This window comes from Mycobacterium kyogaense (genome assembly GCF_003254575.1).
Lineage (GTDB): Bacteria > Actinomycetota > Actinomycetes > Mycobacteriales > Mycobacteriaceae > Mycobacterium > Mycobacterium kyogaense.
In genome coordinates this window covers 84,381-97,722 of sequence record NZ_QJUA01000010.1, presented here as the reverse complement: position 1 = coordinate 97,722, position 13,342 = coordinate 84,381, and the positions used below count along the sequence as shown (strand labels likewise).

Genomic DNA, 13,342 nt, shown 5'->3' with positions numbered 1-13,342 from the left:
ACAGCACCGGCGGGTCGGTGTTCCGGCGGTACAGTCTTCGAGGGCAGTATTGCGCGGATGCAACGAAGCAACCGGGGGACAGGTATGGCAGCACGCAGTGGTGGCCGCACGCGGGGCACGTGTTTCGCGCCCGCCCGAGATCTGGCGCCCGGACGCATCGTCGACGTGCGCTCCCGCGATGGTGTGCGCCTGCACACCGAGGTGTTCGGGCCGCAGGACGGTCCCCCCGTGGTGTTGGCCCACGGCATCACCTGTTCCCTGCGGGTGTGGGCGTATCAGATCGCCGATCTGGCCCGCGACCACCGCGTGATCGCCTACGACCACCGCGGACACGGCCGCAGCGGGGTGCCACCGCGGCGCGGCGGTTACAGCATGGACCATCTCGCGGGTGATCTCGACGCGGTGCTCGCCGCAACGCTGGCCCCCGGTGAGCGCGCCGTGATCGCCGGGCACTCCATGGGCGGCATCGCGATCAGCTCCTGGGCGGAGCGTTTTCCGCACCGCGTCGCCGAGTGTGCGGCCGCGGCAGCGTTGATCAACACCACGACTGGTGACCTGCTGCGGCACGTGAACCTGTTGCCGGTACCGCCGTCGCTGGCCCAAGCGCGGGTGCGGGCAGGCGGCACGCTGCTGCGGACCTTCGGGGGAGCGCCGCTGATGCGCCTGACCGACGGACCCAGCCGCCGATTCGTCAAGATGATCGCGGTGGGCCGCGACGCCGAGGCGGCGGTCAGCGACTTCGTGTTCGAGTTGTTCCACACCACGCCGGCCGCCGGCCGTGGTGGCTGGGCACGCGTCCTGGTGGACCACATGGGGCCGCAGCACATCAGCCTCGAGAGCCTCACCGTGCCGACGATGGTGATCGGTAGCACGAAAGACCGCCTGCTGCCGATGGTCTCCGCGCGGCGGATCGCGTCGACAGCGCCGAATCTGGCCCGCTTCGTCGAGGTGCCCGGCGGCCACTGCGCGATCCTCGAGCAGCCCGCGCACGTCAACGAGCAACTCCGTTGGCTGATCGGCGAGACTCAGGGGCGCCGCATCAGCTCCTGATGTGCCTCGGTGGCCGCCCGCTGCCCCGAGCGCACCGCACCGTCGAGGAACCCTGGCCATGTGTCGGCGGTTTCCGTGCCGGCCCAGAAGATCCCGTCGACCGGGGTCCTTAGCAACCGGCCGTGCGCCGTCCACGATCCCGGCGGCACCGCCGCGGTCGGTCCGCCCGGGGCGAAAGGCTCTGCGCCCCAGCAGTGGTCGAGGTAATCGACGGGATGCAATGCGGCGTCGCCGAACAGTGTCGCGAAATTCGACAGCGCAGCCTCGCGGCGCTGTTCGGGAGGCAGCGGATCGAACAGGCGGGCGTCGGTGAAGCCCAGCAGCACCCCGGGCCCGGAATCGCCGGGGCTCACGTCGAACGTGATGAAGACCGGGCCCTCGTCGGACAGTGCTTCGCCCGAATAGCCGTTCTCGCGCCAGAACGGTCGCTCGTAGGCGGCGTAGGCCTTGCTGAGGTGGCCCTGGGGCCACTGCCGGGCGAGCGCGTCATACCCGTCGGGCAAGGCCGGATCGAACGCGATGGCGTCGCGATGCTCGGGTGGTAGAGCGACGATCACCGCGGCGCCGCTGAACTCGCCGCGGTCGGACACCACGTGAAGCACGCCGTCACGGCGCTCGATGCGGCGCACCGGGGCGCCCAGCACGACCCGCTCGCCGAGCTCGGCCGCCATCCGAACAGCGATCTGCTGCGTGCCGGCCAGGAAGCGATCCTGCTGTGCCCCGCCCTTGACGTCGAGCATGCGGTCGAGACCGCCGGCGGCTTTCACATACCGCACGGCGTGCAGCATCGACACCGCATCCGGCTCGCACCCCCACGTGACCCGAGCCATGATCGCCATCAGATCGCGCGTCGAGGCGCCCGCGTGCATGGACCGCAACCACCTGTCGAGGGTCAGCGCATCGAGCTGCTCGGCGACCGGGGACGACCACGGATCGGCGACCGACACCTGCTTGCTGATGCGCGCGAACCGCCACTGGATGCGGGACACGTCGAGGAGTTCGAGCATCGAGAGGCGGGGGATGGTGCTGCGGTAGGTGCGCACCCGGCCCCGCCACCGGATCAGGTTCCTGCCGTGGCTGTAGGTGGGCATGGTCTCGCAGCCCAGCTCCCGGGCCAGCGCCAGCACGGCGTCCTGAGTCGGTCCGACGAACGTCGCGCCCAGGTCCACGGCCACTCCGCCGACCTCGCCGGTGTACGAGCGACCACCCACCCGGTCGCGGCCCTCGACCACCACGACGTCGCGGCCGAGGCGGGTCAGCTCCCGCGCCGCCGACAACCCCGCGAAGCCCGCTCCCACGATCACCACGTCCGCCATGAAGCGATTCTGGCGTGCTTCCCGTCGCCTGGCGACGATTTGCACGCCGAGATCGCGCTAAGGTCCCCGGTTGTGCAGGTGATGACGGCGCTCATGAGTCCGATCGGTGCGGCGCAGCGGGCCGCGGCCCTGCGCGAGGCGGGTGCGAGCGGGGTGTTCACGTTCGAAGGCCCGCACGATGTGTTCAGCCCGCTGACGCTGGCCGCGTCGGTCGGCGGCCTGGACCTGATGACCAACGTCGCAATCGCGTTCCCGCGCAATCCCATTCACCTCGCCCACCAGGCGGTCGACCATCAGTTGCTCAGCGGCGGCCGGTTCACGCTGGGGCTGGGTACGCAGATCCGCACGCAGATCGAGAAGCGGTTCGGCGCCGAATTCGACACACCCGTCGAGCGGATGCGCGATCTGATCGGCGCGCTGCGGGCCATCTTCGACACGTGGCGCACCGGCGAGCGGCTGAACCATCGCGGCGAGTTCTACCGGCACACGCTGATGACGCCGACGTTCAGCCCACCGGCCGACTTCGCGCCGATCCCCATCTACGTGGGTGCGCTGGGGCCGCGGTTGACGCGGATGGTCGCCGAGACCGCCGACGGGCTGCTGGTCATGCCATTCGGATCGCGACGCTTCCTGACCGAGGTCACTCTGCCCAACGTCGACGCGGGGCTGGCCGCGGCCGGGCGGCGCCGGGAGGATCTGGCGGTCGTGCCGGAGGTCATCGTCTCCGACGCCGAATCCGATCCCGGGCATGCCTCGGCGCGGCGGCTGCTGGCGTTCTACGGCTCCACCCCGGCGTATCGGCCCGTGCTCGAGGTGCACGGCTGGGGCGATCTGCAGCCCGAGCTCAACGCCCTGTCCAAGCAGGGGCGGTGGGCCGAGATGGGCGGGCTCATCGACGACGACGTGCTGCACACCATCGCCGCGTGCGGTACGCCCGCGGACATCGCCGCCCACATCCGCGACCGCACCGCGGGCGTCGCCGATCGGGTCTGTCTGTACCAGCCCGCCCCGATCCCGGTGGAGACTCTGAGCCAGATCGTCGACGCGCTCTCCGCAGACGCGCGAACGTAGTCTCGAGCCGGGAAGGACTGCGGCAGTGGCGATCACCGTGCGGGAACTGGCCGGCGTCCCCCGGCTGGGCCTGCGTCTGGTCGCGGGCGGGTCCGCGGCGGATCGCCCGATCGCCTGGGCGCACGCGATCGAGCTGGCCGACCCGACGCCCTACCTGTCCGGCGGCGAGCTCGTGATGACCACCGGGATCAACATCGGCACCGACACCGCGGCGCAGGCCGCCTATGTAGCGCGGCTCGTCTCGGCCGGCAGCGCCGCGCTCGCCGTCGACACGGGGACGACGTTGAGTGAGGTCCCCGCCGGCATCCTGGCCGCCGGAGACCGGGCGGGGTTGCCGGTGCTCGAGGTGCCGCCGTCGACGCCCTTCATCGCGATCACCAAGACGGTCACCGATGCGCTGGCCGACGACGAACTGCGCGCGGTGCAGCAGGTGGTCGACGGTCAGGAGGTGCTCGCGCGGGCGACGGTCACCGCCGGCATCCCCGGGGTGGTCGATGCGCTGGCCGAGCGGCTGGCCGCGACGGTGCTCGTGCTCGGCGCCGATCGCAGCGTGCTGGCGGCCGCGGGGCCGCAGCGGACCCGGTTGCTTGCCGCGCTCACGGACAACGTGCCGTCCGTCCGGCGTGGCGCCTACGTCACCGGCGATTCCGACGCCTTGATCACCGTGCAGAATCTCGCTGCGGCACAACCCCATCGGGCACGATTGGCGGTGCGCTCGGCCGCCCCGCTGTCCAACGCCGAGCGGTTGCTGGTGGCCCATGCCGTGTCGTTGATCTCGATCGCACTGGAGAAGCCGGCGGGTGTGGTCGAGGCCGAGCAGCGCCTGCGCAGCGCCGTGACACGCGAGCTGCTGCGCGGCTCGGGCCTGGTCGACGACGGCGTGCTGCGGTACTTCGGATTCGAGCGACACGACGAGGTGGTCGTGGTGCTGCTCACCGACGTCGGGCCGATACTGACCGCGCAGCGGGATTGGGGCCGGCGACTCGCTGCCGGCCCCTACCTGATGGCCCACCCGATGACGACGACAGGCCAGGAACTCGCGATCGTGCTGCCCGCCGCGGATCGGGGACGTATCGCCGAGATCCGGTCCGGGCCGGCGCGGGACCTGGTGGGCGGGGCGAGTGGTCCGGTCGCCCTGTGCGACATCGCCGTGGGACTCGAGCAGGCGCGGATCGCGTGCCATGCCGGTGGGGTGCGCTTCGCCGAATATGCCGAGCTCGGACCTCTCGACGTGCTCCTGGCCGGCCGCTCCGCCGCTGAATTGGCCATGCTCGCAGCACCTTTGGCGCCGTTGAGCGCAGACCTGGTGGCGACGCTGGAGGCGTACCTGCGGCACAACGGCCGCCTCGAGAACGCTGCGTCCGCCACCGGCGTGCATCGCCACACGCTGCGCCACCGGCTGCGCCGTGTCAGCGACGTCCTCGACGACGACCTCGACGACGCCGACACGCGCACCCGGCTGTGGCTGGCGATCAGGGCCAGCCAGCTCCTGTCCGACCGGCCTCAGCCGCCCAGCGGGGGCGGCCCCGAGCGGTAGGTGACGGGGGTGGCCGACAGCGTGATCGGGTTGGCGACCTGCGGGGCGCCCCCGCCCGGCACGGTGACCTCGGCCTCGATTCCGAGGGAGCGGGCGTAGGCGAACGCCTCGGCGACGTCGTTGATGGGCCCGGCCGGCACGCCCGCGGAGGTCAGTTCGGCGTACCAGTGGTCGGCACCGCAGCGACGCACCTCGGCTTCGATCAACGCGCACAACATCTCTCGGTGCTGCACGCGGGCCGGGTTGGTGGCGAACCGCGGATCCTCGCCCCATTCCGCCCTGCCGAGCGTTGCGCTCAAGGCGCGGAACTGTTTGTCGTTGCCGACGGCGACTGCGATCGGCCGGTCGGCGGTCTCGAATGTCTGATACGGCGCGACGCTGGGGTGGCGATTGCCCATCATCTGTGGCACCACCCCCGCGCCGAGGTATCCCGAGGCCTGGTTCACCAGAGACGACAACAGCACCGACAGGAGATTGGTGTCCACCCGCTGGCCCTCTCCGGTGCGCGCCCGGTACGCCAGTGCCGCCAGGATGCCGCTGAGCGCGTGCAGGCCGGCGAGGACATCGACCAGCGCCACTCCGACCTTGGTGGGGTCGCCGGGCTCGGTGCCGGTGACACTCATCAGTCCTCCGACGGCCTGCAGCAGCAGGTCGTAACCGGGCAGGTCTGCTCCGCCCGTGCGGCCGAAACCGGTGATCGAGCAGTAGATGACGTCGGGTCGCACCGCGCGGATGTCGTCGTAGCCCAGCCCGAGTTTCTCCATGGTGCCTGCGCGGAAGTTCTCGACCACGATGTCGGCGCCGCTGACCAGGTCGCGGGCCCGTTGCAGGTCGGCGGGATCGGTCAGATCCAGCGTGACCGATCGCTTGTTGCGATTGACCGCGTTGTAATACGTTGCGACGCCGGCAGAGTCGTACGGCGGTCCCCAGTGGCGGGTGTCGTCCCCGATCTGCGGACGTTCGATCTTGATCACCTCGGCACCGAAATCGCCGAGCATCATCGTCGCGTACGGCCCGGCCAGCACGCGGCTGAAATCGACGACGACGATGCCATCGAGTGCACCGAGTGCGCCCGGCGTCACGCGACCGGCCTGCCGCCGCGCAGGTACACGGTGGTGGTGTGGGTGAAGAAGTCCCGAGCGGCCGCGCCCTGCTCCTTGGGGCCGAGCCCGCTCTTCTTCGCGCCGCCGAACGGTACGTGCGGGTCGGCGCCCGCCGACTCCGAATTCACATGCAGCACGCCGACATCGATGGTCGCAACGGCCTGCAGCGCGCGAGTGAGATCCTGGGTGAACACCGCCGCAGAGAGCCCGAACTCGCTGTCGTTGGCCAGTGCGAACGCCTCATCGGCGTCGGCGGCGCGCTTGACGGCGACCACGGGTCCGAAGAGTTCCTCGGTCCACACGTCGGCGGCGCCGGCGCCCAGCTCCAGAACGGTGGGGGCGACGAAGTAGCCGTCGGCGCGGGCATCCGAGTACGGCGCGCCTCCGGTCAGCACCGTGGCGCCCTGGTCGGCGGCTGTGGCGATTCCTGCCGCAATGTTCTGCTGGGCAGTCGAACTTATGACGGGCCCCATCTCGGTGGCATCGTCGGTGGGATCACCGACGCGCAGCGCCGCGGCTCGCTCGCACATGGCGTCGACGAATCGGTCGGCGATGCCCGCGGTGACGATCAGGCGCGATGTGGCGGTGCACTTCTGGCCGGTCGAGCGGAACGCGCCGAGCAGCACCTGCTCCAGCGCGAGATCGACGTCGGCGTCGTCGAGCACCACCGCGGCGTTCTTGCCGCCCATCTCGGCCTGCGCCGGTATGCCCCGAGCGGCCGCAGCCGCGGCGATCCGGCGCCCCACCGCCGTCGATCCGGTGAACGTGATCGCATCGATCCCGTTGTGCTGGACCAGCGCGTCACCGACCTCCGCTTCACCGACGAGCAGGTTCAGCACGCCGGCCGGCAACCCCGCAGTGGTCAGCGCCTCGGCGAGGCGCAGCGCCAGCAGCGGCACGGTGCTGGCGGGCTTCCACACCACCGTGTTGCCGAACACCAGAGCGGGTGCGATCTTCCATGCCGGGATCGCGATGGGGAAGTTGAACGGGGTGATCACCGCGACCACGCCAAGCGGCTTGCGCGTCACCAGGATCTGTTCGCCGGCGCGCGGGGAGGCATAGATGTCTCCGGCCTGTCGGTCGCCCTCGTTGCCGTAGTACCGCAGGATCTGCGCTGCCCGGCGCACCTCGCCGATTCCCTCGGCTTTCGTCTTGCCTTCTTCGGCAGCCAATTCGAGGCCCCACGCCGCAGCGCGGCTGTCGACGATGTCGGCGGCGGCCAGCAGGACGGCCCCACGCTGGTGCATCGGCGTCGCTGCCCACGCTGTCGCGGCCTCGTTCGCAGCGGTCACCGCGGCGTCGACGTCGGCGACGAGCGCGCCGCCCCCTTCGGCCACCACGATGTCCGGCCGGGCCGGGTTGCGGCTGACGACGGCCTCGCCGTTGCCGGACACCCACTGCCCGGCGATCAGGTGCGTGATCGCAGCGGTCATGACCTGAACGCGGCGTGTCCGGTCAGCGCCTTGCCGATCGAGAGCAGATGCATCTCCGACGTGCCCTCGTAGGTGAGGACGGATTCGAGGTTGTTGGCGTGTCGCAGCGGGGAGTACTCCAGCGTGATCCCGCTGCCGCCGAGCAGCGTTCGGCATTCTCGCGCGATCGCCAGCGCTTCGCGCACGTTGTTGAGCTTGCCCAGGCTGATCTGTTCCGGCCGGACCCCGTCGCTGTCCTTGATGCGACCCAGGTGCAGGGCCAGCAGCATGCCCTTGCCGAGCTCCACCGTCATGTTGGCGAGCTTCTCCTGAGTCAGCTGATAGCTCGACAGTGGCTTGTCGAACACGTCGCGGGCCTGGGTGTAGGCGATGGCGGTTTCCAGGCAGTCGCGCGCGGCCCCGAGGGAGCCGAACACGATGCCGAAGCGCGCTTCGTTGAGGCAGGACAGCGGCGCGCCCAGGCCGTCGGCGTGGGGGAGCTGCGCCGAGGCGGGCAGCCGCACCTCGTCGAGCACCAGCTCCGAGGTCACCGACGCACGCAGCGACAGCTTGCGGTGGATGGCGTTTGCGGTGAAGCCCGGGGTGTCGGTGGGCACGAGGAAACCGCGAATTCCGTCATCGGTCTGTGCCCACACGGTCGCGACGTCGGCGAGGTTGCCGTTGGTGATCCACATCTTGGTGCCGGTCAGCACCCAGTCCGACCCGTCGCGCCTTGCCCGCGTGCGCATGCCGGCCGGATTGGAGCCGAAGTCCGGTTCGGTCAGGCCGAAGCAGCCGACGGCCTCCCCGGTGGCGAGCCTGGGCAGCCACTCGTCCTTCTGTTCCTCGGAGCCGTAGCGGTGGATCGAGAACATCGAGAGCGAGCCCTGGACCGAGACGAAGCTGCGGAAGCCGCTGTCGCCCGCCTCGAGTTCCATGCACGCCAGCCCGTAACTGACGGCGTTCGTGCCGGCGCAGCCGTACCCGTCGAGATGCATGCCCAGCAGGCCCAGCGAGCCGAACTCCTTGGCCAGTTCCTTCGGCAGGGTCGCGGACTCGAACCAGTTCTCGACCTCGGGCCGCAGCGTGGTGTCGACGAATTTGCGGACGGTCGCCGCGATCTCGCGTTCTTCGTCGTCGAGCAGGCGCGCGATGTCGAACAGCTCCAGCGGCGCGTAGGTGTTCTTCTTCGCAGCGGGTGCGGTGGTGGTCATGACGAACTCCGTCCGTTCTCGAGCTGTCCGTTCTCAGGGCTCCCACGGTAGACACCTGCGCCGCCGCGGTACATGTCCGGGGTGTACACCGCGGATGCCTCATGTGTACAGAGTGGCGCGACACGATTGTGGGGATCATCGCCGCGGTGTGGCCTGGGTCTCTAGAGTGGGTGGTACGCCTGCGGACCACAGGAGGTACGGGTGGAGGAATTCTCGGACGTCGTGATCATCGGTGCCGGCATCTCGGGCATCGGCGCGGCCTACCGGATCGCCGAACGCAACCCCGGGGTGCGGTACACGATCCTGGAGCGGCGCTCCCGCATCGGCGGCACATGGGACCTGTTTCGCTATCCCGGAATCCGGTCCGACAGCGACATCTTCACGCTCTCCTTCCCGTGGGAGCCCTGGACCCGGCGGGAGAACGTCGCCGACGGTGAACACATCCGGGAGTACCTGACCGACGCGGCGCGCAAGCACGGCATCGACCGGCACATCCAGTTCGACACCCACGTCACGTCTGCCGAGTGGGATTCCGGCAACGACACCTGGACGGTGCGGGCCCAGCAGAACGGGCAGGAGCGGGTGTTCCGCGGCCGCTTCCTGTTCTGCGGCACCGGTTACTACAGCTACGACGACCCTTACCGGCCCGACATCGCCGGTCTGGACTCCTTCGGCGGGCAGGTGGTGCACCCGCAGTTCTGGCCCGAGGACCTCGACCCGACCGGGAAGCGCATGGTGGTGATCGGCAGCGGCGCCACCGCGATCAGTTTGATTCCCGCGCTCAGCGAGCAGGCCGCTCACGTCACGATGCTGCAGCGCTCACCGACCTACATGATGTCGATGGCTCGGGTCGACCCGATGGTGAACGCCATCCGTAAGGTTCTCCCGCGTCGGCTCTCCCACGCGGTGGTGCGCTTCTTGAACTCGGCCTTCCATGTGCTGTCCTACTTCATGTTCCGCAAGGCCCCCCGGTTCGGACGTTGGCTCATCCGTAACCGCACCGTGGCGGCCCTTCCGCCCGGATACGACGTCGACGTGCACTTCAAGCCCCGATACAAGCCCTGGGACCAACGGATGTGTCTGGTGCTCGACCACGACCTGTTCGAGCACATCAGCCGGGGACAGGCCGAGGTCGTCACCGACACCATCGACCACGTCGACGAGACCGGCATCGTGCTGCGCTCCGGCAGGCACCTCGACGCCGACATCATCGTCACCGCGACCGGACTACAGCTGCAGGCGCTCGGCGGGATCCGGGTGCTCGTCGACGGCGACGAGATCGACCCCACGGACCGCTTCGTCTACAAGGAGTACCTGCTCGAGGATCTGCCGAACATGGCGTGGTGTATCGGCTACACGAACGCCTCGTGGACACTGCGGGCCGACATGACCGCGAAGGCCGTGGCAAAGCTGATCGCGCACATGAGAACTCACGGCTACACGCACGCCCATCCGCACCGCGGCGACACCCCGATCACCGAGAAGCCGACGTTCAATCTGGAGTCCGGCTATGTGAAGCGGGCGCCGCACGCGCTGCCCCGCTCCGGCACGCACCGGCCGTGGAACGTGCGGCACAACTACGTGCTCGACGTCATCGACCACCGCTTCGACCGCATCGAGGAGTCGATGGTGTTCGGCCGCGCGGCCGTGCGCGAACCGCACCCCGCCTGAGTCTTGTCAGGGCGCGACGGAGAGCCAGTCGGTGAAGCCGGACGGGTCGTGGCGGCCCAGCGCGCCGTGCTCGAACAGGCCCCAGCCCTCGCGCTCGGTGCCGTCGGCGTCGCGGCACACAGCGCGGCCGACATGGTCGATCACGCCGAACCCGGCCCGCCCGATGACCGCCGGGTCGGTCATGTCGTAGGTCAGCCGCTCGGTGTAGCGCTCGCCCTTCCACATTCCGTGCAGCCAGTCGGAGTCTCCGCCGTAGCCGCCGCCGACGTGGATCGGCACAGGCAGCTTCGACTCGACGTCGAAATGCAGTGCGCTGCCGTCACGTCCGGTCGCTTCGATGGTGGCGCCGGTCGGGATGCGGGTGCCCGAGCGGTAGTGGATCTTCACCCGCGGCCAGCCGAGCTGTTCGACACGCCCGTCCTTCCAGATTCGTGTGCAGTCGTTGACCGAGCGGAACCCCTGCGGGTCCTCCTGGATGATGATCACGATCCCGAAGTCGTCGAAGGCCATCGGCACGTAGAGCCACCACATGCCCTCGAACGGCGGGTCGTCGGGCCGTCCCGCGGGCTCCGCCTCGCCGACGGGGCGGATACCCCAGGAGCGGTCCCGGGTGCCGATCCAGCGTGCGGGATCGACGGTGATGTCCTCGCCGTCGATCGAGAGCTGCCCGCTCCACGTGCCCAGCTGGGCGAAGCGCTGCGCGTCCAAGGTGACCCGGGTGCCGCGCCGCATGATGTGCGGTTGCTCCTGGACGACGTCGAACAGCCCTTCCCACGTGAGATCTGCGGCGATGCCCTCGGTCTCGTCGCAGACGATGCGTAGCTTGCGCAGCGGTTCGATCACCTCGACGCGGTAGGCGCCGACGTTCTGGTTGAGCCGGTCCTGGTCGATCGCATCGGAGAGGTGGATCGCTGTCTGGGTGTCCCCGCGTCCGCCATACTTGCCGCCTCCGCGGCGGGAGACGAGGAGGAACGCGTCCTTCACGCCGAGGTTGGGGTAGTAGCCGATACCGCTGATCAGGAAGATGTCACCGGTGCGGTCGTGGGCGTTGAAATAGGACCGGTCGTAGAAGTTGCGGTCCGAGGAGCCCGGCCACGCGATCGGCTGCGGCACCTGGTGTACCGGGTATTCGTCCATGGGTCCGAGCATCAGGCGTTCTCTCCCAACAGTTTCCTCAGTAGTGACGCGTGATAGAACAGCGATTCGACGTCGGTGGGTTTCTCGATCTCGCCGAAGTGGACGCGCCGCGCGCCGGTGCGCATGAACACGCAACACCACACCACCGCGGAGTACACGTGGAACCAGCGCAGATCGCCGATCTCGACGCCGGTCAGCTCCTGGTAGGTGGCCCTGATGTCCTCATCGGACAGGAAATCGGGCATCCCGGGCAGGCCGGCCAGCTTGGTGAGTTCCTGGAACACCATGTGCGCGAAGGCGAGCCACGCCACGTCGAATTCCCGCGGCCCGACGGTGGCCATCTCCCAGTCCAGAACCGCGACGGGGGAGAAGTCGCGGTACATCACGTTGCCGATGCGCGAATCTCCCCACACCAGAACGGGTTCGGTGGCTGCGACGTCCTCGGGGAAATTCTGCTCGAGCCAGGCCAACGCGCGCTCGACCAGCGGTGCGCGGCCGATGTCGGGCACGCTGAACTCATACCAGTTCTTCAGCCAGCCGAAGTGCCGGTGCAGTGCTGTTTCGCCGGGGGGATCGACGTCCTGCAGAAAGCCGAACGTCTGCTGCGCGTTCGGGATCGCGTGCAGCTTGGCCAGTACCGCGATGGTCTCGTCCTGCAGGCGGCGCTGTTGCGCGGGATCGGCGTCGAAGAGCCAGTTGCCACCGAAGGTGTAAGGCATGACGTCGGGCGGCACGATCCCGTCGACGCGGTCCATCAGGAAGAACGGCCGGCCGAGCACGTCGCCGGTCGGTTCGAGCCAACGCACCTGGGGCACCGGCACGTCGGTCAGTTCGCCGACCAGACGGATGACCTCGTGCTGGTGGTCGAGCCGGTAGTGCTCGAATACCGGAACGTCGGCGTCCGACGGTGCGACGCGCGCGACCCAGCGCTGGTCGACGGGGGTGCCGCCCTGCATCCAGCGACCCGACAGCAGGATGGTTTCCGAGGACATGCCGTTGGCGTCGATGCCGCTGTCGACGGTGATCTCGGGCGTGGTGTCCGGCATCAGCGACGACAACCACCGCGACAGCGTGGCCGGGACGTCGGCCATGTCGCGGCTCGACCGCTGGAGTCGATCGACATCTTCGACTGCGGGGTTGTTGCCAGCGTGGTTGGGCACGAGAATGTCCTTCCCGCCGCGGATTCGAGGCCGCGGCACCCCGAATACGTTACGGTGGGTAGCGTTATGAAAGCAGACGTGCCCTCGGCTGACAAGCCCCCGAGCGCCGGACGTCCCCGCGACCCCCGCATCGACGCCGCCATTCTTCGGGCCACCGCAGACCTGCTGGTCGAAATCGGTTATCCGAACGTGACGATGGCGGCCGTGGCCGAGCGAGCGGGGACCACCAAGACCGCGCTGTACCGACGGTGGTCGAGCAAGGCAGAGCTCATCCACGAGGCCGTGTTCCCCGTGACGCCGACCGCGATCGACACCCCGCCCGGGGACATCGCCGCCGACCTGCGGGCCATGGTGGCGGCCGCACGTGACGTCTTCACCAGCCCCGTCGTCGCGGCCGCGCTGCCCGGGCTGATCTCCGACGTCTCGGCAGACCCGGCACTGCTGGCCCGCGTCAGTGCCCGGTTCACGGATCTGTTCGACGCGGTGCGCTCACGACTTCGCGACGCCGTGGAGCGCGGCGAGGTCCGCGAGGACGTCGACCCCGACGGGTTGGTCCATCTGATCGGCGGCGCAACGATGTTGGCGATGCTGCAGTCTCCCGACTACCTGGCGAGCCCGGCGTGGGTCGACAGCACCACCTCGATCCTGCTGCACGGAGTGGCCACGTAGCT

The 13,342-nt window shown here is 69.3% G+C and carries 11 protein-coding genes; 5 read left to right on the top strand and 6 right to left on the bottom strand.

The features are described 5' to 3' along the window. Nucleotides 1-84 precede the first annotated feature (84 nt). Nucleotides 85-1,050, top strand: a complete 966-nt coding sequence (locus DMB80_RS10100) for an alpha/beta fold hydrolase (RefSeq protein ID WP_111509721.1) — start codon at nt 85-87, stop codon at nt 1,048-1,050. On the opposite strand, the gene DMB80_RS10095 is transcribed toward DMB80_RS10100, so the two are convergent. Then, entirely contained in the window at nt 1,026-2,366 is a 1,341-nt protein-coding gene (locus DMB80_RS10095; protein WP_111509720.1) for a flavin monoamine oxidase family protein, read from the bottom strand. The genes DMB80_RS10100 and DMB80_RS10095 overlap by 25 nt on opposite strands. Before the next feature lie 81 nt (nt 2,367-2,447). Here DMB80_RS10095 and DMB80_RS10090 point away from each other — a divergent pair, with 81 nt between their 5' ends. Next, nucleotides 2,448-3,437: a TIGR03617 family F420-dependent LLM class oxidoreductase gene (locus DMB80_RS10090; RefSeq protein ID WP_162938479.1), complete on the top strand. Its 990-nt coding sequence runs from the start codon at nt 2,448-2,450 to the stop codon at nt 3,435-3,437. 25 nt (nt 3,438-3,462) lie between these two features. After that, the gene (locus DMB80_RS10085; protein WP_111509718.1) at nt 3,463-4,974 is read left to right on the top strand and encodes a PucR family transcriptional regulator; all 1,512 of its coding nucleotides are present in this window, start codon (nt 3,463-3,465) and stop codon (nt 4,972-4,974) included. On the opposite strand, the gene DMB80_RS10080 is transcribed toward DMB80_RS10085, so the two are convergent. From DMB80_RS10080 to DMB80_RS10070, 3 genes are read right to left on the bottom strand one after another with little or no spacing between them, the layout of a single operon-like run. Further along, nucleotides 4,941-6,056 (bottom strand): CaiB/BaiF CoA transferase family protein, encoded by a 1,116-nt coding sequence (locus DMB80_RS10080; RefSeq protein WP_111509717.1) that lies wholly within the window; start codon nt 6,054-6,056, stop codon nt 4,941-4,943. The genes DMB80_RS10085 and DMB80_RS10080 overlap by 34 nt on opposite strands. Next, the gene (locus DMB80_RS10075) at nt 6,053-7,510 is read right to left on the bottom strand and encodes an aldehyde dehydrogenase family protein (protein WP_111509716.1); all 1,458 of its coding nucleotides are present in this window, start codon (nt 7,508-7,510) and stop codon (nt 6,053-6,055) included. Before DMB80_RS10075 ends, DMB80_RS10080 begins: the two co-directional genes overlap by 4 nt. Further along, nucleotides 7,507-8,703 (bottom strand): acyl-CoA dehydrogenase family protein, encoded by a 1,197-nt coding sequence (locus tag DMB80_RS10070; protein ID WP_046364404.1) that lies wholly within the window; start codon nt 8,701-8,703, stop codon nt 7,507-7,509. The genes DMB80_RS10075 and DMB80_RS10070 overlap by 4 nt, the downstream gene beginning before the upstream one ends. Nucleotides 8,704-8,904: 201 nt before the next feature. Here DMB80_RS10070 and DMB80_RS10065 point away from each other — a divergent pair, with 201 nt between their 5' ends. Next, nucleotides 8,905-10,374: a flavin-containing monooxygenase gene (locus tag DMB80_RS10065; RefSeq protein WP_111509715.1), complete on the top strand. Its 1,470-nt coding sequence runs from the start codon at nt 8,905-8,907 to the stop codon at nt 10,372-10,374. 6 nt (nt 10,375-10,380) lie between these two features. On the opposite strand, the gene DMB80_RS10060 is transcribed toward DMB80_RS10065, so the two are convergent. After that, a complete protein-coding gene (locus DMB80_RS10060; RefSeq protein ID WP_111509714.1) occupies nt 10,381-11,523 on the bottom strand; it encodes an Rv3169 family protein in 1,143 nt (380 codons plus the stop codon). Beyond that, nucleotides 11,523-12,602, bottom strand: a complete 1,080-nt coding sequence (locus DMB80_RS10055) for a phosphotransferase family protein (RefSeq protein WP_111509765.1) — start codon at nt 12,600-12,602, stop codon at nt 11,523-11,525. Before DMB80_RS10055 ends, DMB80_RS10060 begins: the two co-directional genes overlap by 1 nt. A 135-nt stretch (nt 12,603-12,737) precedes the next feature. On the opposite strand from DMB80_RS10055, the gene DMB80_RS10050 reads away from it, so the two are divergent. Further along, entirely contained in the window at nt 12,738-13,340 is a 603-nt protein-coding gene (locus DMB80_RS10050) for a TetR/AcrR family transcriptional regulator (RefSeq protein ID WP_111509713.1), read from the top strand. The last annotated feature ends 2 nt before the right edge of the window (nt 13,341-13,342 follow it).